Source organism: Streptomyces sp. Inha503 (genome assembly GCF_047215865.1).
Classification (GTDB): Bacteria; Actinomycetota; Actinomycetes; order Streptomycetales; family Streptomycetaceae; genus Streptomyces; species Streptomyces lycopersici.
The window spans coordinates 4,958,738-4,984,971 of record NZ_CP178360.1 but is presented as its reverse complement, the minus strand read 5'-3'; the positions used below and the strand labels follow the sequence as shown (position 1 = coordinate 4,984,971).

The 26,234-nt window shown below is 73.8% G+C and carries 1 protein-coding gene; it reads left to right on the top strand.

All coding sequences use genetic code 11. From position 1 onward, the window contains the following. The first annotated feature begins 12 nt into the window (after nucleotides 1-12). The gene (locus tag ACJX2R_RS20480) at nucleotides 13-26,169 is read left to right on the top strand and encodes a type I polyketide synthase (RefSeq protein WP_413101307.1); all 26,157 of its coding nucleotides are present in this window, start codon (nucleotides 13-15) and stop codon (nucleotides 26,167-26,169) included. Nucleotides 26,170-26,234 lie beyond the last annotated feature (65 nt).

Genomic DNA, 26,234 nt, shown 5'->3' with positions numbered 1-26,234 from the left:
ACGGAGTACACGATGACAACCCCCAACGAAAAGCTCGTTGACGCGCTGCGGGCCTCGCTGAAGGAAACCGAGCGGCTGCGGAAACAGAACCAGCAGCTCACCGACGCCTCCCGGGAACCGATCGCGATCGTCGGCATGAGCTGCCGGTTCCCCGGCGGTGTCGGCAGCCCCGAGGAGCTGTGGCGGCTCGTCGCGGACGGCCAGGACGCCATCTCCGGCTTCCCCGACGACCGCGGCTGGGACATCGAGGCGCTGTACGACCCGGACCCGGAGCGCGAGGGCACGTTCTACGCCCGCGGAGGCGGCTTCCTGTACGACGCCAGCCGGTTCGACCCGGGCTTCTTCGGGATCTCGCCGCGTGAGGCGCTGGCGATGGATCCGCAGCAGCGGCTGCTGCTGGAGACGTCGTGGGAGGCGTTCGAGCGGGCCGGGATCGACCCGGCGACGGTGCGGGGCTCGCGGACCGGTGTGTTCGTCGGCGCGTCCACGCAGGCGTACGGCGCGGGGGAGTACGACCTGCCGGAGGGTGTCGAGGGCCATCTGCTCACCGGCACCGCCTCCAGTGTCGCGTCCGGACGGCTCTCCTACGCCTTCGGTCTCGAGGGCCCGGCGGCCACCATCGACACCGCCTGCTCCTCCTCCTCGGTCGCGCTGCACCTGGCGGTCCAGGCGCTGCGGCAGAGCGAGTGCTCACTGGCGGTGGCGGCGGGCGCGACCGTGCTGTCCTCCCCGGACGTGTTCGTGGAGTTCAGCCGCCAGCGCGGACTCTCCGCCGACGGCCGCTGCAAGTCCTTCGCGGCCTCGGCGGATGGCACCGGCTGGTCCGAGGGTGTGGCCGTGCTGCTGGTCGAGCGGCTGTCGGACGCGCGCAGGAACGGCCACCCGGTGCTCGCGGTGGTGCGTGGCAGCGCCGTGAACCAGGACGGTGCGTCCAATGGCCTGACGGCGCCGAACGGGCCGTCCCAGCGGCGTGTCATCCGGCAGGCCCTGGAGAACGCCCGGCTGACCGCCGCCGACGTGGACGCGGTGGAGGCCCATGGCACGGGTACGACGCTCGGCGACCCCATCGAGGCACAGGCGCTGCTCGCCACGTACGGCCAGGAGCGGCCGGAAGGGCGGCCGCTGTGGCTCGGCTCGCTGAAGTCGAACATCGGCCACACCCAGAACGTCGCCGGTATCGGTGGCGTCATCAAGATGGTCATGGCGATGCGGCACGGTGTGCTGCCGCGCACGCTGCACGTGGACGAGCCCACCCCGCATGTCGACTGGTCGGCGGGCGAGGTGTCCCTGCTGACCGAGGCGCGGCCGTGGCCCGAGACCGGCCGGCCGCGCCGGGCGGGCGTCTCGTCGTTCGGTGTGAGCGGTACGAATGTGCACACGATCATCGAGCAGGCGCCGAAGGTCGAGGCGGCTGAGGCGCCTTTGGGTGCTGTGGCTCCTGCGAGTGATGTGACTCCGGGGGTGGTGCCGTGGGTGCTTTCGGGGCGGGGTGCGGATGCGCTGCGCGCTCAGGCGGAGCGGTTGGTGGCGCATGTGCAGTCGCGGGGCGAGCTGCGTCCGGTGGATGTGGGGTTCTCGCTGGCGACCGGGCGGTCGGCCTTTGAGCACCGTGCGGTGGTGGTGGCCGAGGGCCGGGACGGGCTGCTGGCGGGGCTGGGTGCGCTGGCGGAGGGTCGTGGCGCGCCGGGTGTGGTCGAGGGCTCGGTGGCCGGTGGCAAGGTGGCGTTCCTGTTCACGGGGCAGGGGAGTCAGCGGCTGGGGATGGGGCGTGAGCTGTATGACGCCTATCCGGTGTTCGCGGAGGCTCTGGATGAGGTGTGTGCGGAGCTGGATCCGCATCTTGAGCGGCCGTTGAAGGATGTCCTGTTCGGGGATGACGCGGCGGTGCTGGATCGGACGGGGTTCACTCAGCCCGCGCTGTTCGCGGTTGAGGTGGCGTTGTTCCGGTTGGTTTCGGAGGCGTGGGGTCTGCGGCCCGATTTCGTCTCCGGGCACTCGATTGGTGAGCTGGCGGCGGCCCATGTGGCGGGTGTGCTGTCGCTCGCGGACGCGGCGAAGTTGGTGGCGGCGCGTGGGCGGTTGATGCAGGAGCTTCCGGCCGGTGGCGCGATGATCGCGGTGCAGGCGTCGGAGGACGAGGTGACGCCGCTGCTGACCGAGCGGGTCTCGATCGCGGCTCTCAACGGTCCGACCTCCGTGGTCATCGCGGGTGACGAGGACGCGGCTGTCGCGATCGCTTCCGGTTTTGAGGCGCAGGGTCGTAAGACCAAGCGGCTCACGGTGAGCCATGCGTTCCATTCGCCGCGTATGGACGGCATGTTGGACGCGTTCCGCGAGGTGGCCGAGGGGCTGTCGTACGAGGCTCCGCGCATTCCGATCGTCTCCAACCTCACCGGTGCCGTCGTCTCCGCGGACGAGATCACGACCGCGGACTTCTGGGTCCGCCATGTCCGCGAGGCCGTGCGCTTCCTGGACGGGGTGCGGACCCTTGAGGCGCAGAACGTCTCCACGTTCATCGAGTTGGGCCCGGACGGTGTGCTCACCGCCATGGCCCAGGACTGCGTGACCGATTCCGCGTCCGACGCCGGGTTCATCTCCGTGCTGCGCAAGGACCGTCCCGAGGCCGAGGCGCTGACCACGGCCGTCGCACGTGCCCATGTGCGCGGTGTGGCACCCGACTGGGCCGCGTACTTCGCCGGGACCGGCGCGCACTGCGTGGACCTGCCGACGTATGCCTTCCAGCGCGAGCGGTTCTGGCTGGAGCCGGGCGCGGTGTCCGTGGGCGATGTGGCGTCCGTGGGGCTGGAGCTGGCGGGGCATCCGCTGCTGGGCGCGGCGGTGCCGCTGGCGGAGTCCGATGGGCTGGTGTTCACGGGACGGCTGGGTCTCGACACCCATCCGTGGCTGGCCGAGCACACGGTCCGGGACGCGGTGGTGGTGCCGGGTTCGGCGTTCGTGGAGCTTGCCGTCCGGGCCGGTGACCAGCTCGGCTGTGACCTCCTCGACGAGCTGACCCCGCATACCCCGCTGGTACTGCCCGTACGCGGTGGCGTCCGGCTCCAGGTCACGGTCGGCGCGCCGGACGACACCGGGCGCCGCTCGTTCACGGTCTCCTCCCGCGCGGAGGACGCCGCCGCCGACACGGCGTGGGTGCGCAACGCGAGCGGAGTGCTCACCTCCGGCGCCCCGAGCCCGTCGTTCGACCTCGCCGAGTGGCCGCCGACCGCCGCCGAGGCCATCGAGCCCGATGCGCTCTACGCCCGGCTGGCCGAGGACGGGCTGCGGTACGGCCCGGCGTTCCAGGGGCTCACGGCCGCCTGGCGGCGCGGGGACGAACTCTTCGCCGAGGTCCGGCTGGACGACGACGCCAAGCCCGGCGCCGAGGAGTTCGCCGTCCACCCGGCGCTGCTGGACGCCGCCCTGCACGCCCTCCACGGCCGCGACGGTGCCCAGCTGACCGATGGCTGGCAGGGCGTCTCCCTGTACGCGGAGGGCGCGTCCGCGCTGCGCGTACGGATCGCGCCCGCCGGAGCCGACACGGTGTCCTTGGCGCTGGCCGACGCCACGGGCGAGCCGGTCGCCGCCGTGGATGGCCTGCGCCGCCGTCCGCTGCCCGACGACCTCACCGGGGACGCGGATGTGGCGCGGCAGAGCCTGTTCCGGCTGGACTGGGTGGCCCCGCGGACCGCCTCCGCCGGGCCGGATGCCGTCGCTCGCCGTATCGTCCTGGGAGAGGACCCGTTCGGGCTGGTCGCGGCCGGAGCGGCCGCCGACTCCGCCCCCGATCTGGCCGCGCTGGGCGCGTCCGTCGAGGCGGGCGACACCACCGCTCCCGAGCTGGTCCTCGCGTCCTTCGCGCCCATATCCGGCGACGGCGACGGTGATGACGACGGCGACGCGAACGAGAACGTGGCCGAGGCCGCGTACCAGGAGGCGCGGCGTGCGCTGGCCCTGGTGCAGGGCTGGCTGGCCGATGAGCGGTTCGCCGACGCGCGCCTGGTGCTCGTCACCCGGGGCGCGATGGCCGCTGATGCCGAGGAGGGCGTCACCGACCTGGCACACGCGCCCCTGTGGGGTCTGGTGCGTTCCGCCGAGACGGAGAACCCCGGCCGTTTCGTCCTCGTCGACCTCGATGAGACCTCCGCCGACGCGCTCTCCGACGCCCTGGCCACCGGGGAACCGGAACTCGCCCTGCGCACGGGCCACCCCCTGGCCCCCCGCCTGACCCGCGCCCCGGCCCCGGGCTCGGGTTCGGCCCCGGCCTCGGCGTCGGTCCCGGCCGCGGGTCCGGCCCCGGCCTCGGCGTCGGCCCTGGGCTCCGGTTCGGGCTCGGAGTCGGGTCCGGCTGCGGGCTCGGCTTCGACCCCGGGCGGCTCGGTTCCGGGCCTGGGCTCGGTCCCCGCCCTGGGGTCGACCTCGGGTGCGACCTCGGCTTCGGCTCCGGCCCCGGGCTCCGCCCCAGCCCCTGCCCCGGGCAACGGTTCCAAGGCCCCCGCCCCCGCCCTCGCGTTCGACGCCGACGGCACCGTGCTCATCACCGGCGGCACCGGTGCCCTCGGCCAGTTGCTCGCCCGCCACCTGGTGGCCGAGCACGGCGTACGCCACCTGCTGCTGACCAGCCGCCGTGGCGCGGACGCCGACGGAGCCGTCGAACTGGCCGCCGAACTCCGTACGCGCGGCGCCGAGGTCACCCTCGCCGCCTGTGACGCCGCGGACCGCGACGCGCTCGCCGCCACCCTGGCCGCCGTCCCGGCCGAGCATCCGCTGACGGCCGTCGTGCACACCGCCGGTGTGCTGGACGACGGCACGGCCGCCGCCCTGACACCCGAGCAGCTGGAGCGGGTGCTGCGTCCGAAGGTGGACGCGGCGTGGAATCTGCACGAGCTGACCCGCGACCTCGACCTGTCCGCGTTCGTGCTGTTCTCCGCCATCGCGGGCACACTGGGCGGCGCGGGCCAGGCCAACTACGCCGCGGCCAACGTCTTCCTCGACGCGCTCGCCGCACACCGTCACGCGGCGGGCCTGCCCGCCACCTCGCTGGTGTGGGGCCTGTGGGCCCGATCCGGGGGGATCACCGGCGGTCTGACCGAGACCGATCTGCTGCGGCTGGCCCGCAGCGGCATGGGCGCCCTCAGCGACGACGAGGGCATGGCGCTCTTCGACGCCGCCCACCGCACCGGCCGTACCCTGCTGGTCCCAGCCCGACTCGACCTCGCCGCGCTGCGCTCCGCCGCCGGATCCGGTCCGGTCCCGGCGCTGCTGCGCGAGCTGATCCGGACCACCGGCCGGCGCACCGCCGCGGGCGCGCTCGCCGCCGGTTCGTCCCTCGCGGACCGGCTGCGCGCGCTCTCCCCGAACGAGCGCCGCCGGACGCTGCTCGACCTCGTACGCGGCCATGTGGCCACGGCCCTCGGCCATGCCTCCGCCGACGCCATCGAGGCGCGCCGGGCCTTCAAGGAGCTGGGCTTCGACTCGCTCACCGCCGTCGAACTGCGCAACCGGCTCTCCGCCGCCACCGGGCTCAAGCTGCCCACCACGATCGTCTTCGACCACCCCAACCCCACCGTCCTCGCCGACCATCTGCGCGCCGAACTCCTCGGCCCGGATGACGACGAGGCCGAGGCCGAGGCCACGGACACGACGCACACCGCCGCCTCGCTCGCCGACGACCCGATCGCCATCGTCGCGATGGGCTGCCGCTACCCCGGCGACGTCCGCTCGCCCGAGGACCTGTGGCAGCTCGTGGCCACGGGCTCGGACGCCATCACCGGATTCCCCGTCAACCGCAACTGGGAGAGCCAGTGGGCGGCGGACGGCGCCGAGGCCGACGCGGGCCCGTCCGACTACGCCCGCGCCGGTGGCTTCCTGCACGAGGCGGACCTCTTCGACGCCGCGTTCTTCGGGATCTCGCCGCGTGAGGCGCTGGCCATGGACCCGCAGCAGCGGCTGCTGCTGGAAACGTCCTGGGAGGTGTTCGAGCGCGCCGGGATCGACCCGGACTCGATGCGCGGCCGCTCGGTCGGCGTGTTCGTGGGCGCGGCCTACAGCGGCTACGACGCGGGTCTGGAGCAGGCCGGTTCGGAGGTCGCGGGCCATGTGATGACGGGCAACGCGGGCAGCGTCATGTCCGGCCGTATCGCCTACGCCCTCGGTCTGGAGGGCCCGGCGGTCACCGTCGACACGGCGTGTTCGTCGTCGCTGGTGGCGCTGCACTGGGCGATCCAGGCGCTGCGCCAGGGCGAGTGCGCGATGGCGCTCGCGGGCGGTGTCACCGTGATGACGACGCCCGGCCACTTCACCGAGTTCAGCCGCCAGGGCGGGCTGGCCGCCGACGGCCGCTGCAAGGCGTTCGCGGCCGGTGCGGACGGCACGGGCTGGGGCGAGGGCGTCGGCATGCTGCTCGTGGAGCGGCTGTCGGACGCGCGGCGCAACGGCCACCAGGTGCTGGCCGTGGTGCGCGGCTCGGCCGTCAACCAGGACGGCGCCAGCAACGGCCTCACCGCGCCGAACGGCCCGTCCCAGCAGCGCGTCATCCGCAAGGCGCTGACCAGCGCCGGGCTGACCAGCGGCGATGTGGACGTGGTCGAGGCCCACGGAACGGGTACGACACTGGGCGACCCGATCGAGGCGCAGGCGCTGCTGGCCACGTACGGCCAGGAGCGGGCCGAGGGGCAGCCGCTGTGGCTGGGCTCCATCAAGTCCAACATCGGCCACGCCCAGGCGGCGGCCGGTGTCGCGGGCATCATCAAGATGGTGATGGCCATGCGGCACGGTGTGCTGCCGCGGACGCTGCACGTGGACGAGCCGTCGCCGCATGTCGACTGGACGGCCGGTGACATCGCGCTGCTGACGGAGCGGATGGCGTGGCCGGAGACCGGCCGCGCGCGGCGGGCCGCGGTGTCCTCGTTCGGCATCAGTGGCACCAACGCGCACACCATCATCGAGCAGGCCCCGGCCATCGCCGCGGAGCCGGTGGCGGACGCCGAGCGGGACGGCTCCGGTGTGCTGCCGTACGCGCTCTCGGCTAAGGGCACCGCCGCCCTCCGCGCCCAGGCCGAGCGGCTGTACGCCCATCTGACCGCCCAGCCCGACCTCGTTCCGGCCGACGTGGCCCACACCCTGGCCACCGGCCGCGCCGCGCTTGACCACCGCGCGGTGCTGGTCGCGGACGGCAGGGACGACCTGCTGGCCGGTCTCGACGCGCTGGCGCGGGGGGAGTCCGCGCCGGGGCTGGTCGAGGGCGCGGTCGCCGAGGGCGAGACGGCGTTCCTGTTCACGGGGCAGGGGAGCCAGCGGCCCGGGATGGGCCGCGAGCTGTACCACGCCTATCCGGTGTTCGCGGAGGCGCTGGACGCGGTCTGCGATGAGCTGGACGTACACCTTGAACGGCCGTTGAAGACGGTGCTGTTCGGGGACGACGCCGAGGCGCTGGACCAGACCGGGTTCACCCAGCCCGCGCTGTTCGCGGTCGAGGTGGCGCTGTACCGGTTGGTCGAGGCATGGGGGCTGACGCCGGACTATCTGTCGGGTCACTCGATCGGTGAGCTGGCCGCCGCGCATGTGGCGGGTGTGCTCTCGCTCGCCGACGCCGCGAAGTTGGTTGCGGCGCGTGGGCGGTTGATGCAGGAGCTTCCGGCCGGTGGCGCGATGATCGCCGTCCAGGCGTCGGAGGACGAGGTGGCGCCGCTGCTCAACGAGCGGGTGTCCATCGCCGCGCTCAACGGGCCGAGCTCCGTGGTCATCGCGGGTGACGAGGACGCGGCTGTCGCGATCGCTTCCGGTTTCGAGGCGCAGGGCCGTAAGACCAAGCGGCTCACGGTCAGCCATGCGTTCCACTCGCCGCGCATGGACGGGATGCTGGAGGCGTTCCGCGAGGTGGCCGAGGGGCTGACGTACGAGGCCCCGCGCATCCCGATCGTCTCCAACCTGACCGGCACCGTGGTCTCCGCCGAGGAGATCACGACGGCCGACTTCTGGGTGCGCCACGTCCGCGAGGCCGTCCGCTTCCTCGATGGCATCCGGACGATGGAAGCCCAGGGCGTCACCACCTTCATCGAACTCGGCCCCGACGGTGTCCTGACCGCCATGGCCCAGGACTGCGTGACCGGCGAGGACGCCGCCTTCGCCGCCGTGCTGCGCAAGGACCGTCCCGAGGCCGAGGCGCTGACCACGGCCGTCGCCCGCGCGTATGTGCGTGGCGTGACGCCGGACTGGGCCGGGTACTTCGCCGGGACCGGCGCGCACCGTGTCGATCTGCCGACCTACGCCTTCCAGCACCGCCGCTACTGGCCCGAGGAACCGGTGGCGAGCCTCGCCGCCGCGGGCGTCGACGGCTGGCGGTACCAGGTGGCGTGGAAGCCGCTGTCGCTGGGCTCCGCGGCCCGGCTGTCCGGGGTGTGGCTCGTCGTCGCCCCCGCCGAGGACGCCGCCGCCGAGGCGTGGACGGACGGTGTCGTCCGTACGCTGACCGGGCGGGGCGCCGAAGCACGACGGCTGGACCTGACCGACGAGGACCGCGCGTCCATCGCTGAGCGGCTGCGTACGGCGGCCGAAGGCGGCGCCGTGGCCGGTGTGCTCTCACTGCTGGCCACCGGGGACGCCGACGCCCTGCTGCCCACGGCCGCCCTCGTGCAGGCCATGGGCGACGCCGCGATCGACGCACCGCTGTGGTGTGCCACCCGGGGCGCGGTCTCGACGGGCCGTCAGGGCGAGCCGGTGGACCCCGCCCGCGCCCAGGTCTGGGGCCTGGGCCGGGTGGCGGCCCTGGAGCTGCCCGACCGCTGGGGCGGTCTCGTCGACCTCCCCGAGACGATGACCGACCGGGTGCTGTCGCGGCTCGCCGTGGTGCTCGCCGGGGCCGGGGACGAGGACCAGATCGCCGTCCGCGCCTCCGGGGTGTTCGGCCGCCGGCTGGCGCGGGCGACCGCACGGCGGGTGGCGGAGTCCGAGGGCTGGAGCGCTCGCGGCACGGTGCTGGTGACGGGCGGTACGGGCGCGCTGGGCGGCCAGGTGGCCCGTTGGCTGATCGCCAAGGGCGCCGAGCACGTGGTGCTCACGAGCCGCCGTGGCCTGGACGCCCCGGGCGCGGCCGAGCTGCGCGATGAACTCGCCGCGTCCGGCGCCCGGATCACGGTCGCCGCGTGCGATGTGGCCGACCGGGGCGCGCTCGCGCGGCTCCTCGCCGACATCCCGGCCGAACTCCCGCTGACGGCCGTGGTGCACGCGGCCGGGGTGCTGGACGACGGCGTGCTGGAGTCGCTGACCCCCGAGCGCTTCGCCACCGTCCTGCGCGCCAAGGCCGACGCCGCGCTCGCGCTGGACGAGCTGACGCGCGGTCTCGACCTGTCCGCGTTCGTGCTGTTCTCCTCGACCAGCGGCACCGTGGGCGCCGCGGGCCAGGCCAACTACGCCGCCGCGAACGCCTTCCTGGATGCGCTCGCCGAGCGGCGGCGCGCCGAGGGCCTGCCCGCCACCTCGATCGCCTGGGGCCCGTGGGCCGCGGGCGGCATGGCCGCCGACGAGGCGCTGGAGCAGCGCATGCGCCGCGCCGGGATGCCACCGATGGACGCCGATCTCGCGATCGACGCCCTGGCGCGCGCCCTCGACCTGGGCGACGCGGCCGTGACCGTGGCGGACGTCGACTGGGACCGGTTCGCGCCGGGCTTCACCGCGGGCCGCCCCAGCCCCCTGCTGGCCGACCTGCCCGAGGTGCGCCGGGCCGCCGCCACCGCGACCGGCGAGGCCGCACCCGCCGAGACGGCCTCCGCGCTCGCGCGGCGCCTCCTCGGCCTGCCCGAGGCGGAGCGCCACCGGGCGCTGCTGGATCTCGTACGGACCCATGTGGCGGACGTCCTCGGCCACGCCGATGTGTCCGACGTCAGCGCCGAACGGGCCTTCCGCGACATCGGATTCGACTCCCTCACCGCCGTCGAACTGCGCAACGGCCTGGGCGCCGCCACCGATCTGCGGCTGCCCGCCACCCTGATCTACGACTACCCGACACCGCTCGCCCTCGCCGACCACCTCCTCGCCGAACTGCTCGGCGGGCAGGCCGTGGCCACGGGCGGCGCGTTGCCGGTGGCGGGCGTGGCGGCCGACGACGATCCGATCGCGATCGTCGCGATGAGCTGCCGCTTCCCGGGCGGTGTCCGCACCCCCGAGGAGCTGTGGCGGCTGCTGGTGTCCGGCACGGACGTCATCTCGGACATGCCCGCCGACCGCGGCTGGGACCTCCACACGCTCTACAACCCGGACCCGGACGTCGAGGGCACCTCGTACGTCCGCGAGGGCGGCTTCCTGCGGGACGCGGCCGACTTCGACCCGGCGTTCTTCGGCATCTCGCCGCGCGAGGCCCTGGCCATGGACCCGCAGCAGCGGCTGCTGCTGGAGACGTCGTGGGAGGCGTTCGAGCGCGCGGGCATCGACCCGGCGACGCTGCGCGGCTCCACCGCCGGTGTCTTCGTCGGCACCAACGGCCAGGACTACCTGTCCCTGCTGCTGGGCGACTCGCAGGGCCTCGAAGGCCACATGGGCACGGGCAACGCGGCCAGCGTTATCTCGGGCCGGCTCGCCTACACCTTCGGCCTCGAAGGTCCCGCGGTCACCATCGACACCGCCTGCTCCTCCTCGCTGGTCGCCCTCCACTCGGCGATCCAGGCGCTGCGCGGCGGCGAGTGCTCGATCGCGCTCGCGGGCGGTGTGACCGTGATGTCCACGCCCGGTGTGTTCGTGGACTTCAGCCGTCAGCGCGGACTCGCGGAGGACGGCCGGATCAAGGCGTTCGCGGCCGGTGCGGACGGCACCGGCTGGGGCGAGGGCGTGGGCATGCTGCTCGTGGAGCGGCTGTCGGACGCGCGGCGCAACGGCCACCCGGTGCTCGCGCTCGTGCGCGGCACGGCGGTCAACCAGGATGGGGCGTCGAATGGTCTGACGGCGCCGAACGGTCCGTCGCAGCAGCGGGTGATCCGGCAGGCGCTGGCGGGTGCGGGGTTGTCGGCGTCCGAGGTGGACGCGGTCGAGGCCCATGGCACGGGCACCCGGCTGGGCGACCCGATCGAGGCGCAGGCGCTGCTCGCCACGTACGGCCAGGACCGGGTGGAGGGGCAGCCGCTGCTGCTCGGCTCCATCAAGTCCAACATCGGCCATACGCAGGCCGCGGCCGGTGTCGCCGGTGTGATGAAGATGGTCCTCGCCATGCGGCACGGGGTGCTGCCACGCACCCTGCACGTGGACGAGCCCACCCCGCATGTGGACTGGTCGGCGGGTGAGCTGGAGCTGCTGACGGAGGCGCGGGAGTGGCCGGAGACCGGCCATCCGCGCCGTGCGGGCATCTCGTCGTTCGGCTTCAGCGGTACCAACGCCCACGCCGTGCTGGAAGAGGCCCCGGCGGCCGACGTCGCGGAGGCTGTCGCGGACACCGATGAGGGCCGGTCGGCCCTGCCGGTGCTGCTCTCGGCCCGTACGGAAGACGGGCTGCGCGCCCAGGCCGAGCAGCTGCACGGCCACCTGACCGCGCGGACCGACCTCCGCACCGCCGACCTCGGGTACGCGCTCGCCGTGGGCCGCTCGGCCTTCGAGGAGCGCGCGGCGCTGGTCGCCGAGGACCGGACCGGGCTGCTGTCCGCTCTGGAAGCGCTCGCCGAGGGGCGTACGGCGACCGGGCTCGTGCGGGACTCGGTGGCCGGTGGCCGGGTGGCGTTCCTGTTCACGGGGCAGGGGAGCCAGCGGCTGGGGATGGGGCGTGAGCTGTACTACGCGTACCCGGCGTTCGCGGAGGCGTTGGACGCGGTGTGCGATGAGCTGGACGGGCATCTTGAGCGGCCGTTGAAGACGGTGCTGTTCGGGGATGACGCGGAGGCGCTGGATCGGACGGGGTTCACTCAGCCCGCGCTGTTCGCGGTTGAGGTGGCGTTGTTCCGGTTGGTTTCGGAGGCGTGGGGGCTGCGGCCCGACTTCCTCTCCGGGCACTCCATCGGTGAGCTGGCGGCGGCCCATGTGGCGGGTGTGTTGTCGTTGGCGGATGCGGCGCGGTTGGTTGCGGCGCGTGGCCGTCTGATGCAGGAGCTTCCGGCCGGTGGCGCGATGATCGCGGTGCAGGCGTCGGAGGACGAGGTGGCGCCGCTGCTGACCGAGCGCGTGTCGATCGCCGCGCTCAACGGTCCGACCTCCGTGGTCATCGCGGGTGATGAGGACGCGGCTGTCGCGATCGCGGCTGGTTTTGAGGCGCAGGGTCGTAAGACCAAGCGGCTCACGGTGAGCCATGCGTTCCATTCGCCGCGTATGGACGGGATGCTGGAGGCGTTCCGCGAGGTCGCGGAGGGCCTGTCGTACGAGGCCCCGCGCATCCCGATCGTCTCCAACCTCACCGGGAACGTAGTCTCCGCCGAGGAGATCACCAGCCCCGACTTCTGGGTGCGCCACGTCCGCGAGGCCGTCCGCTTCCTGGATGGCATTCGCACCCTCGAAGCGCGCAACGTCACCACGTTCATCGAACTGGGCCCGGACGGGGTCCTGACCGCGATGGCACAGGAGTGCGTGGCCGACGCCGATGTGGCGGGTTTCGCCGCCGTGCTGCGCAAGGACCGTCCCGAGGCCGAGGCGCTGACCATGGCCGTGGCACGGGCGCACGTCCGTGGCGTGGCGGTGGACTGGACGGCCTTCTACGCCGGAACGGGCGCCACCCGGCTGGCGCCGGACGAGCTGGCCGCGCTGCCCACGTACGCCTTCCAGCGGCAGCGCTACTGGCCGAAGGTCTCGTCGCTGTTCCTCGGCGACGTGGCCGCGGTCGGGCTGGGCGAGGCCGAGCATCCGCTGCTCGGGGCCAGTGCCGAACTACCCAGCGCGGACGGGATGCTGTTCACGGGACGGCTGGCACTGTCCACGCATCCGTGGCTCGCCGATCACACCATCATGGACACGGTGCTGCTGCCCGGCACCGCGTTCGTGGAGCTCGCGGTCCGCGCCGGCGACCAGGTCGGCTGCGAGGTGTTGGAGGAGCTGACCCTCGAGGCGCCGCTGGTCCTGCCCGAGGACGGCGGTGTCCAACTGCGGCTGTGGGTCGGCGCGGCCGATGACACCGGCCGCCGTCCGCTGGAACTCCACTCCCGGGCCGAGCATCTGTCGGCCGAGGAGCCGTGGACCCGGCACGCGTCCGGTGTGCTGGCGTCCGGAGGTGCGCCGGAGGCGTCGTTCGAGCTGAGCGCATGGCCTCCGGCGGACGCCGCCGAGGTCGAGGTCGGTGACCGTTACGCCGAGCTGCGGGACGTCGGTTTCGCGTACGGCCCCGCGTTCCAGGGGCTTCGTAAGGCGTGGCGGCGCGGTGACGAGGTGTTCGCCGAGGTGGTACTGGACGAGGGCACGGCCGAGGAGGCCGCCGCGTTCGGGCTGCACCCGGCGCTGCTGGACGCCGCGCTGCACGCACTCGGCCTGGCCGGGCTCGGCGGCACCGAGACCGAGGGGCGGCTGCCGTTCGCCTGGACCGGCGTGTCGCTGTACGCGAGCGGCGCGGCCACGCTGCGGGTGCGGATGGCCGCCGTGGGCGGCGACGGCGTCCGGCTGGAGATCGCGGACGCCACCGGCGCACCGGTCGCCACCGTGGACTCGCTGGTGCTGCGCCCGGTCTCGGCCGAGCAGTTGGAGACCGCACGCACGGCCTACCACGAGTCGCTGTACCGCGTGGAGTGGACGACGCCCCCCGCACCCGCGGACTCGGCCGACGGCCGCTGGGCGGTGCTGGGCCCGGAGGCGTTCGGTCTGGGCGCCACGGCGTACCCGAACCTGGCGGCGCTGGGCGAGGCCGTCGACTCCGGAACGGCCCTGCCGGACCAGATAGTGGTGGACCTGACGCACCAAGCCCGTCCGGCGATTGAGGACCGGGGCCTTGGGGCGGAGCCCCAAGTTGTGGGAAGGGGCGGGATAGGGGAAAACCCCACCCAAGCCGCACACGACGCCACCACCCAAGCCCTCCACCTCCTCCAGACCTGGCTGGCCGACGACCGCTTCACGAACTCCCGGCTGGTCCTGCTGACCTCAGGAGCCGTGGCCACCACAACCGGCGAGCCGGTGACGGACCTCGCGGGGGCCGCCGTACGCGGTCTGCTGCGCTCGGCACAGTCCGAGAACCCGGACAGGCTCCTCCTGATCGACCTCGACGGCCACGACGACTCGCGGGCCGCACTGCCCACCGCACTGCCCGCCGTCCTCGCGAGCGGCGAGTCCGAGGTCGCGCTGCGACAGGGCGTCCTCAAGACGCCACGCCTGGCCCGCGCCGCGTCCACCGCCGACAACGCGGCCCCCGCGTGGAACCCGGACGGCACGGTGCTGATCACCGGCGCGTCCGGCTCACTGGGCGGCCTGTTCGCCCGCCACCTGGCAGCCGAGCGTGGCGTACGGCATCTGCTGCTCGTGAGCCGCCGCGGCGACCAGGCCCCCGGCGCAGCCGAACTGACCGCCGAACTGGCCGAGCTGGGCGCCACGGTGCGCTGGTCGGCCTGCGACGTGGCGGACCGTGACGCACTCGCCGCGACCCTCGCCACCATCCCCGCCGAGCACCCACTGACGGCGGTCGTGCACACGGCCGGTGTGCTGGACGACGGCGTGATCGGCTCGCTGACACCGGAACGACTGACCAAGGTGCTGCGCCCGAAGGCGGACGCGGCCTGGAACCTCCACGAGCTCACCCGCGACCTCGACCTGTCGGCGTTCGTAGTGTTCTCCTCGGCCGCCGGTGTCTTCGGCGGCCCGGGTCAGGCCAACTACGCGGCTGCCAATGCCTTCCTGGACGCCCTCGCCCAGCACCGCGCCGCCCAGGGCCTGCCCGCCACCGCGCTGGCATGGGGCCTGTGGGCCGGTGGCGGCATGGGTGACACCCTGGACGAGGCCGACATCACCCGGATGCGGCGGGCCGGAGTGCCCCCGCTGCCGGTGGCGGAGGGGCTGCGGCTCTTCGACGCCGCGCTGACCGTCACCGTCGACGAGGCGTCCCTCGTGCCGATGCGCCTCGACCTCGCGGCGCTGCGCAACCAGCCCGCGATCTCGCCACTGCTGCGCGGCCTGGTGCGGGGCCCGGCGCGGCGGGCGGTGGACGCGGTCGCGGCGGGTGGCGAGTCCGGTCTTGCCGGGCGGCTCGCCGGGCTGTCCGAGCCCGAGCAGGAGCGGCTGCTGCTGGACCTGGTCCGGGCGCAGGTGGCCACCGTGCTCGGCTACGCGGGCGCGGAGACCATCGGTTCGGGCCGGGCGTTCAAGGAGCTGGGCTTCGACTCGCTGACCGCCGTCGAGCTGCGCAACCAGCTCAACACGGTCACCGGGCTGCGGCTGCCCGCGACGCTCATCTTCGACTACCCGGACCCGCAGGTGATGGCCCGCCATCTGCGGACCGAGCTGGTGGGCGAGGAGTCGGCGGAGGTGCACACCCCGGTCCCGGTGGCGGCCGTCACCGAGGACGAGCCGATCGCCATCGTCGGTATGAGCTGCCGTTACCCCGGCGGGGTCACCACCCCCGAGGAGCTGTGGCAGCTCGTCATCGGCGCCACCGACGCCATCTCCGACTTCCCCGTCGACCGCGGCTGGGACCTCGACGCGCTCTACAGCGACGACCCCGACCAGGTGGGCACCAGCTACACCCGCGAGGGCGGCTTCCTGCACGACGCCGCCGACTTCGACCCCGACTTCTTCGGGATCAACCCGCGCGAGGCCATGGCGATGGACCCGCAGCAGCGGCTGCTGCTGGAGACGTCGTGGGAGGCGTTCGAGCGCGCGGGCATCGACCCGGCGGCCGTGCGCGGCAGCAGGACCGGTGTCTTCGCGGGCGTCATGTACCACGACTATCTGACCCGGCTCACCGCCGTCCCCGAAGGGCTTGAGGGCTACCTCGGCACGGGCGGCGCGGGCAGCATCGCATCGGGACGGGTGGCGTACACCTTCGGTCTGGAGGGCCCGGCGGTCACCATCGACACGGCGTGTTCGTCGTCGCTGGTGGCGCTGCACCTCGCCGCGCAGGCGCTGCGCAACGGCGAGTGCTCGCTGGCGCTGGCCGGTGGTGTGACCGTCATGGCCACCCCGGACACGTTCATCGACTTCAGCCGCCAGCAGGGGCTGTCCACCGACGGCCGCTGCAAGTCCTTCTCGGCGTCGGCGGACGGCACCGGCTGGGCCGAGGGCGCGGGCATGCTGCTCGTCGAGCGGCTGTCGGACGCACGGCGCAACGGCCACCGCGTGCTGGCGGTCGTGCGGGGTTCCGCCATCAACCAGGACGGCGCCTCCAACGGTCTGACGGCGCCCAACGGCCCGTCCCAGCAGCGCGTCATCCGTGACGCGCTCACCAGCGCCCGGCTCACCACCGCCGATGTCGATGTGGTGGAGGCGCATGGCACGGGTACGACGCTGGGCGACCCGATCGAGGCCCAGGCCCTGCTCGCCACCTACGGCCGCGACCGGCCGGAGGGGCAGCCGCTGTGGCTGGGCTCGCTGAAGTCCAACATCGGCCACACCCAGGCCGCCGCGGGTGTCGCGGGCATCATCAAGATGATCATGGCGATGCGTCACGGGGTGCTTCCGCAGACCCTGCACATCGACGAGCCCACCCCGCATGTGGACTGGTCGGCGGGCGACCTCGAGCTGCTGACCGAGGCCCGGCCGTGGCCTGAGCTCGACCGGCCGCGCCGGGCGGCCATCTCGTCGTTCGGCGTGAGCGGTACGAACGCGCACACGATCATCGAGCAGCCCCCGGCCGCTGAGGACGCTCCCGCGACCGGTCGTCCGGTGGCGGAGCTTCCGGCGGTTCCGTGGGCGCTCTCGGGCAAGTCCGAGGCCGCCCTGCGCGGCCAGGCCGAACGGCTCCTCGCCCACCTCACCACCCACCCCGAGCTGGACACCACGGACGTCGGCCACTCGCTGGCCACGGGCCGGGCGGCGCTGGAGCGGCGCGCGGTGGTCATCGGCGAGGACCGCGCCGGGCTGCTGTCCGGTCTGGAGGCGCTCGCGCGTGGCGAGTCGGCGGCCGGGCTGATCCAGGGAACGGTGGCCGAGGGCGGCAAGGTGGCGTTCCTGTTCACGGGGCAGGGGAGCCAGCGGTTGGGGATGGGGCGTGAGCTGTACGACGCCTACCCGGCGTTCGCGGAGGCGTTGGACGCGGTCTGCGATGAGCTGGATGCGCACCTTGAGCGGCCGTTGAAGACGGTGCTGTTCGGGGATGACGCGGCGGTGCTGGATCGGACGGGGTTCACTCAGCCCGCGCTGTTCGCGGTCGAGGTGGCGCTGTTCCGGCTGGTTTCGGAGGCGTGGGGGCTGCGGCCTGATTTCCTCTCCGGGCATTCGATCGGTGAGGTGGCCGCCGCGCATGTGGCGGGTGTGTTGTCGCTGGCGGACGCGGCGAAGTTGGTGGCGGCGCGTGGCCGTCTGATGCAGGAGCTTCCGACGGGTGGCGCGATGATCGCCGTCCAGGCGTCGGAGGACGAGGTGGCGCCGCTGCTGACCGAGCGGGTCTCGATCGCCGCGCTCAACGGTCCGAGCTCCGTAGTCATCGCGGGTGATGAGGACGCGGCGGCTGAGATCGCGTCCGGTTTCGAGGCGCAGGGTCGTAAGACCAAGCGGCTCACGGTGAGCCATGCGTTCCACTCGCCCCGCATGGACGGCATGTTGGACGCGTTCCGCGAGGTGGCACAGGGGCTCACGTACGAGGCTCCGCGCATCCCGCTCGTCTCCAACCTAACCGGCACCGTGGTCTCCGCCGAGGAGATCACGACGGCCGACTTCTGGGTGCGCCACGTCCGCGAGGCCGTCCGCTTCCTCGATGGCGTCCGGACCATGGAGGTCCAGGGCGTCACCACCTACGTCGAGTTGGGCCCCGACGGTGTGCTCACCGCCATGGCCCAGGAGTGTGTGTCCGGCGATGCCGCCGCCTTCGTCTCGGCGCTCCGCAAGGGGCGTACCGAGCCGGTGGCGCTGACGGCGGCGCTCGCCGCGCTGCACACCCGGGGGCTCGCCCTGGACTGGGCGGCGTTCTTCGCCGGTACGGGGGCCCGCGCGGTCGAGCTGCCGACCTACGCCTTCCAGCGGCAGCGCTTCTGGGTCGAGAACCCGGAGGAGGTCCGCGAGACCGTCGCGGCCATGGATTCCGTGGACGCGCGGTTCTGGGAGGCCGTCGAGCGGGAGGATTTGGAGGCTCTGGCCGGGACGCTCCAGTCCGAGGACGCCGACGCCGACGCGCTCTCCTCGCTGGGCGCCGTCCTGCCGATGCTGTCCTCGTGGCGGCGCCGCCAGGGCGAGCGGTCCACCGTGGACGCCTGGCGCTACCAGGTGACCTGGAAGCCGGTGACCGCCCGCGCCGAGGGGACGCTGACCGGCCGCTGGCTGGTCGTCGCCCCGGCCGACGCGTCGGATAGCACACTTGCGGAGGGTGTCGTACGGACGCTGTCCGCACGCGGCGCCGAGGTGCGGACGGTCGAGTTGGCCGCCGCAGACCGTACGGGCATGGCCGAGCTGCTGCGCGAGGCGGTCGCCGACGCCCCGGTGGCCGGGGTGTTCGCGCTGCCGTCCCTGACGGAGGGGGCCGATGGGCTGCTCCGCACCGCCGCCCTGGCGCAAGCGCTGGGTGACCTGACCGTGGACGCGCCGCTGTGGGTCGCCACGCGCGGCGCGGTCTCGACCGGCCGGGCGGACGGTCCGGTGGACCCGTGGCAGGCGCGGGTCTGGGGCCTGGGCCGGGTCGCGGCCCTGGAGCTGGCCGAGCGGTGGGGCGGTCTGGTCGATCTGCCGGAGACGGCGGACGACCGCGCGCTGTCGCGGCTCGCGGGTGTGCTGGCCGGTGGCGACGGCGAGGACCAGGTGGCGGTGCGCGCCACGGGTGTCTTCGGCCGCCGGCTGACCCGGGCCGCCGAGACCACCGCCAAGACCGTCAAGGCCGCCAAGCCCTCCGACGCCGCCAATACCTCCGACGCCGCCAAGCCCTCCGACACCGCCAAGGCCGCCATGGCCGAGCGTGGCCGCCGCTGGCGGCCGGGCGCGGGCTCGGTGCTGGTGACCGGCGGTACGGGCGCGCTGGGCGCGCATGTGGCCCGCTGGCTGATCGACAAGGGCGCCGAACACGTGGTGCTCACCAGCCGCCGTGGCCTCGACGCCCCCGGTGCGGCCGAGCTGCGGGACGAACTCGCCGCCTCGGGCGCCCGGGTCACCGTCGCCGCGTGCGACGCCGCCGACCGCGAGGCGCTGGCCGCGCTGGTGGCCGGGCTCCCGGCCGAACTGCCGCTGACGGCGGTGGTGCACGCGGCCGGGGTGCTGGACGACGGCGTTCTGGAGTCGCTGACCCCCGAGCGCTTCGCCACCGTCCTGCGTGCCAAGGCCGACGCCGCGGCCAACCTGCACGAGCTGACGCGGGACCTGGACCTGGACCTGACGGCCTTCGTCCTGTTCTCGTCGTTCGCGGGCTCGATCGGCGCCGCCGGTCAGGCCAACTACGCCGCCGCCAACGCCTTCCTGGACGCGCTCGCCGAGCGCCGCCGGGCCGAGGGCCTGCCCGCCACCTCGGTGGCCTGGGGCCCGTGGGCCGAGGGCGGGATGGCCGCGGACGACGCGCTGGAGCAGCGCATGCGCCGCGCCGGGGTGCCGCCGATGGCGGCGGACCTGGCCATCGCCGCACTCCAGCGGGCCCTTGACCTGGACGAGACCGCGGTGACGGTCGCGGACATCGACTGGGAGCGGCTGGCCCCCGGCTTCACCGCCTCCCGGCCGAGCCCGCTGCTGCGGGAGCTGCCCGAGGCGCGTACGGCGCTGGAGGCCGAGGGCCTTGGGGCGGTCACGAATGGTGTCGGCGCGGACGAGTCCTCGCTGGCCCAGCGGCTCGCGGGGGCCCCGGTGGCGGAGCGTGAGCGGCTGCTGCTGGACCTGGTGCGCTCGGCCGTAGCCGAGGTGCTGGGCCACTCCGACGCGGAGGCCGTCGAGGCGGACCGGGCCTTCCGGGACCTGGGCTTCGACTCGCTGACGGCGGTGGAACTGCGCAACCGGCTGAACACCGTGACCGGGCTGCGGCTGCCGCCCACCCTGGTGTACGACTACCCGTCGTCCTCGGCGCTCGCCGCCCACCTCCGTACGGAGATCCTGGGCGAGGAGAGCGCGGCCGACACGGTGGCCGGTGTGCCGTCCACGGCGGTGGCCGTCGCCGACGATCCGATCGCGATCGTCGGGATGAGCTGCCGCTTCCCGGGCGGTGTGCGGTCGCCGGAGGAGCTGTGGCGGCTCCTGGTCTCCGGGCAGGACGCGGTGACGGGCTTCCCGGCCGACCGCGGCTGGGACCTGGAGGCGCTGTACGACCCGGACTCGGCCACCGAGAACACCAGCTATGTCCGCGAGGGCGGATTCCTGGCGGACGCCGGGGAGTTCGACGCGGCGTTCTTCGGTATCTCGCCGCGCGAGGCGCTTGCCATGGATCCGCAGCAGCGGTTGCTGCTGGAGACGTCGTGGGAGGCGTTCGAGCGGGCCGGGATCGATCCGACCACGCTGCGCGGCCAGCAGGTCGGCGTGTTCACGGGCACCAACGGCCAGGACTACATGTCGCTCGTCCTCCACTCGCCGGACGGCGGCGACGGCTTCATGGGGACGGGTAACGCGGCCAGTGTGATGTCGGGTCGGGTGTCGTATGCGCTGGGTCTTGAGGGTCCGGCGGTGACGGTGGATACGGCGTGTTCGTCGTCGTTGGTGGCGTTGCACTGGGCGATTCAGGCGTTGCGGGCGGGTGAGTGTTCGTTGGCGTTGGCCGGTGGTGTGACGGTGATGTCGACGCCGGGTTCGTTTGTGGATTTCAGTCGTCAGCGTGGGTTGGCGGCGGATGGGCGGATCAAGGCGTTCGCGGCGGGTGCGGATGGTACGGGTTGGGGTGAGGGTGTGGGCATGCTGCTCGTGGAGCGGCTGTCGGACGCCCGGCGCAATGGTCATGAGGTGCTGGCGGTCGTGCGTGGTTCGGCCATCAACCAGGACGGTGCGTCGAATGGTCTGACGGCGCCGAATGGTCCCTCGCAGCAGCGGGTGATTCGTCAGGCGTTGGCGGGTGCGGGGTTGTCGGCGTCCGAGGTGGACGCGGTCGAGGCCCACGGCACGGGCACCAAGCTGGGCGACCCGATCGAGGCGCAGGCGCTGCTCGCCACGTACGGCCAGGACCGCGAGGAGGGCCGACCGCTGTGGCTCGGCTCCATCAAGTCCAACATCGGGCACACACAGGCCGCGGCCGGTGTCGCCGGTGTGATGAAGATGGTGCTCGCGCTGCGCCACGGTGTGCTGCCGCCGACGCTGCACGTGGACGAGCCGACCCCGCATGTCGACTGGTCCGCGGGTGAGCTGGAGCTGCTGACGGAGGCGCGGGAGTGGCCGGAGACCGGCCGTCCGCGCCGGGCCGCGGTGTCGGCGTTCGGCATCAGCGGCACCAACGCGCACACCCTGCTGGAGCAGGCCCCGGAGCCGGAGCGGGAGCCGGGGTCGGGGTCGGGGTCGGGGTCGGAGGAGACTCCCGCCGCCACCCCGGCGGTGGAGCTGCCGACGGTGCCGTGGGTGCTGTCGGGCAAGTCCCCGGCCGCCGTACGGGGGCAGGCCGAACGGCTCCTGGCCCACCTCGGCGGCGAGACCGTACCGGCCGCCACCGATGTGGCCTACTCGCTGGCTACGACCCGCGCCGCCCTCGACCACCGGGCCGTGCTCACCGCGGACACCGGGGACGGGCTGTCGGCCGGTCTCGCGGCGCTGGCGCGGGGCGAGTCCGAGGTGCCGGGCCTGGTCCAGGGTTCGGTGGCCGGTGGCAAGGTGGCGTTCCTGTTCACGGGGCAGGGCAGCCAGCGGCTCGGCATGGGTCGTGAGCTGTACGACGCCTTCCCGGTGTTCGCTGACGCGCTGGACGAGGTGTGCGCGCACCTGGACGGGCACCTGGAGCGGCCGCTGCGGGAGGTGCTGTTCGGCGAGGACGCGTCCGTGTTGGACCAGACGGGGTTCACTCAGCCCGCGCTGTTCGCGGTTGAGGTGGCGCTGTTCCGGCTGGTTTCGGAGGCGTGGGGTCTGAAGGCGGACTTCCTCTCCGGCCACTCGATCGGTGAGCTGGCGGCGGCCCATGTGGCGGGCGTTCTTTCGCTCGCGGACGCGGCGAAGTTGGTGGCGGCGCGTGGCCGTCTGATGCAGGGGCTTCCGGCCGGTGGCGCGATGATCGCCGTCCAGGCGTCCGAGGACGAGGTGGCGCCGCTGCTCACCGAGCGCGTGTCCATCGCCGCGCTCAACGGTCCGACCTCCGTGGTCATCGCGGGGGATGAGGACGCGGCGGCCGAGATCGCGGCCGTATTCGAGGCGCAGGGCCGTAAGACCAAGCGGCTCACGGTCAGCCACGCGTTCCACTCGCCGCGCATGGACGGGATGCTGGAGGCGTTCCGCGAGGTCGCGGAGGGGCTGTCGTACGAGGCCCCGCGGATCCCGATCGTGTCCAACCTCACCGGGGATGTGGTCTCCGCCGAGGAGATCACCAGCCCCGACTTCTGGGTGCGCCACGTCCGCGAGGCGGTCCGCTTCCTCGACGGCGTGCGGACGTTGGAAGCCCGAGGCGTCACCACGTACGTCGAGCTGGGCCCCGACGGTGTGCTCACCGCCATGGCGCAGGACTGCCTGGCCGAGCCCGACGCGGCCGAGCTGCTGCCCGCGCTGCGCAAGGGCAGGCCGGAGGCCGAGGCGGTGACAGGCGCGCTGGCCCGGCTGTACGTCCGTGGCCTGGCCCCGGACTGGGAGGCGTTCTTCGCCGGTACGGGCGCGCGGAAGGTCGCGCTGCCGACGTACGCCTTCCAGCGCGGCCGCTACTGGGTCGACGCCCAACTGAGCCTGGACGAGGTGGCCTCGGCGGGGCTCGGCTCGGCCGACCACCCGCTGCTGGGCGCGGCGGTGGAACTGCCCGACGCGGACGCGTATGTGTTCTCCGGTCGGCTGTCGCTCGCCACGCACGCGTGGCTGGCGGACCACACGGTCGCGGACACGGCCGTGCTGCCGGGCTCCGCGTTCGTGGAGCTGGCGGTGCGCGCCGGGGACCATGTGGGCTGTGCGCTGCTGGAGGAGCTGACCCTGGACGAGCCGCTGGTCCTGCCGGAGCGGGGCGGGGTGCGGCTGCGGGTGTCGGTCGGCGAGCCGGACCGTGACGGCCGTCGCCCGCTGGCCGTGTACGGGCGTGACGAGCGCTCGGACACGGACCGGCGGTGGACCCGGCACGCCGCCGGTGTGCTCGCCTCCGAGGCCCCGGCTGGCGGCGCCGAGTCGCTGTCCGTCTGGCCGCCCGCCGACGCGGAGCCGGTCGACACCGATGAGCTGTACGCGAGCATGGCGCGCGCCGGGCTGCTGCACGGCCCGGCGTTCCAGAGCCTGCGCCGCGTCTGGCGGCGTGGCGAGGAGGTGTTCGCGGAGGTGCGTATCGCGGAGGAGCGGCAGCCCGAGGCGGCCCGCTTCGCCCTGCACCCGGCCCTGCTGGACGGCGCGTCACAGCCGCTGGCGCTGGGCGCGGGCGGTGCCGCGGTGCCGCGCTCCTGGCGTGGGCTGAGCCTGTACGCGGTGGGCGCCGAGGCGCTGCGCGTACGGCTCGCGCCGACCGAGGACGGCGCGGTGTCGATGGTGGCGGCCGATGAGTCGGGTGTGCCGGTGGCGTCGGTTGACGCGCTGGTGACCGGGGCGCTGGAGGTGGACCGGATCGCCGGTGCGGCCGCCTCCGACCGCCATGAGTCGCTGTTCCGTATCGACTGGGCGCCGGTCGCGGCGCCGTCCGAGGCCGCGTCGGCGGGCTTCGCCGTCATCGGCGGCGATGAGCTCAAGCTGAGCGTGGCTTTGGAGACGGCCGGGTTCCATGCCACGGTCCACGACGACCTCGTATCGCTGAACGCGGCGGTCGAGGCGGGCGGGCCCGCGCCGGACACCGTGCTGGTGCCGTTCCCACCCGAGCCGGGCGCCGCGGAGGGCGACCTCGCCGCCGGTGCGCACACCGCCACCCACCGCGTCCTGGCCCTGGTCCAGGAGTGGCTGAACGGCGGCCGGCCCGGTGCGGCCCGGCTGGTGGTGGTCACCCGTGGCGCGGTCGCCGCGGCCTGTGACACGGCGGTGGCGGACCTGGCACACGCCCCGGTGTGGGGTCTGCTGCGGTCCGCGCAGACGGAGAACCCGGGCCAGTTCGTCCTGCTGGACGTGGACGGCGAGATGTCGTACCCGGCGATCGCGTCGGCACTGGACTCGGACGAGCCCGAACTGGCCCTGCGCGCCGGGACGGCGTACGCACCACGCCTGGCCAGGGTCGAGGCGGCCCCGGCCACGGAGGCCGCCAAGGCGGCCAAGGCTGTCGGCGCTGCCGGGGTCGTCGGTGCCACCGAGGCTGTCGGCGCTGCCGGGGTCGTCGGTGCCACCGAGGCTGTCGGCGCTGCCAGGGTCGTCGGTGCCACCGAGGCCACCGACGCCACCGGGGCCACCAGGGCCGCCAGGGTCATTGGGGATACCGAGGCCGTCGGCGCTACCGGTGCCGCCGAGGCTGTCGATGCCACCGGGGCCGCCAGGGTCATTGGTGCCACTGAGGTCGTCGGCTCTGCCGGGGTCGTCGGTGCCATCGACGCCACCGGTGCCACCGACGCCACCGGGGCCACCAGGGCCGCCAGGGTCATTGGGGACACCGAGGCCGTCGGCGCTACCGGTGCCACCGAGGCTGTCGATGCCACCGGGGCCGCCAAGGCCATCGACGCCGCCGACACCGTCCAGGCCGTCGACGCTGCCCAGACCACCGGGACCGCCAAGCCCATCAACCCGGACGGCACCGTGCTGATCACCGGTGCCACCGGTGGTCTGGGCAGGCTCTTCGCCCGCCATCTGGCCACCGCGCACGGCGCCCGCCATCTGCTGCTGACCAGCCGCAGCGGCCCCGCCGCCGACGGTATGGCCGAACTGGTGGCGGAGCTCGCCGAGTTGGGCGCGCGGGCCACCGTCGCCGCGTGTGACGCGGCCGACCGGGAGGCGCTGGCCGGGCTGCTGGCCACCATTCCGGCCGACCGTCCGCTGACGGCCGTGGTGCACACCGCGGGCGTCCTCGACGACGGCGTCATCGACATGCTGACGCCCGAGCGGGTGGACACGGTGCTGCGGCCCAAGGTCGACGCGGCGGTCAACCTCCACGAGCTGACCCGCGATCTGGACCTGTCCGCCTTCGTACTCTTCTCGGCCGCGGCCGGCACGCTGGGCGGCGCGGGCCAAGGCGGCTACGCGGCGGCGAACGTCTTCCTCGACGCCCTCGCCGGCCACCGCCGCGCAACCGGCCGTACCGCGCTGTCCCTGGTGTGGGGCATGTGGGCCGAGGAGCGGGGCATGGGCGGCAGGCTCGGCGAGGCCGACCAGAAGCGGGCGGCGCGCGGCGGGGTGCTGCCGCTGTCGGCGGAGGAGGGGCTCGCCCTGTTCGACGCGGCCCACGCCGTGGCCGACGAGGCGGTCCTGGTGCCCGTACGGCTGGAGATGGCGACGCTGCGCGCCGCCGCCACCACCGGGGAACTGCCGCCGCTCTACCGCGGCCTGGTGCGCACGCCGGTGCGCCGCGCCGCGGCCGGCGGCGCCGCCGCCCCGGAGGCCGTGGCGGACACCGGCGAGGGCACCCTGGCCCAGCGGCTGGCCGGGCAGTCGGAGGCCCAGCGGCAGCGGACCGTGCTCGACCTGGTCCGCCGTCAGGTGGCCGCCGTGCTGGGTTACGCGTCGAAGGAGCAGGTGGGCGCGGAGCAGGCGTTCAAGGAGCTGGGCTTCGACTCGCTGACCGCCGTGGAGCTGCGCAACCGGCTGAACGCGGCCACCGGGCTGAAGCTCACGGCCACGCTGGTCTACGACTACCCGACGCCGGTGGCGCTCGCGCGCCATCTGCGCGAGGAAGTGGCGCCGGACGCCGAGGGCCCAGGAGTGCCCGTACTGGAGGAGCTGGAGCGGTTGGAGAACAGCCTGTCCTCGCTGACGCCGGAGGAGCTGGTCTCGGTGACGGAGGACGAGGCCGCGCATGCGAACATCGCCGTGCGCCTACAGACGCTGCTGGCGAAGTGGAACGACGTGCGTCGCCCCGCGGACGACGCCGGGGCGGACGCCGAGGCGGAAGCGTTCGAAGAGGTCAGTGACGACGAGCTCTTCGACTTCATCGACAAGAGGTTCGGTAACGGCTGAAGCGCGGCAGCACCCTCATCCGGACCCCCCGACGATCAAGAGCATTGCGAATAGGTGAACGTCCA

What these genes read in the sequence shown, in the direction of transcription:
- ACJX2R_RS20480 (WP_413101307.1), top strand. Translation starts at nt 13, where the DNA reads ATGACAACCCCCAACGAAAAGCTCGTTGACGCGCTGCGGGCCTCGCTG.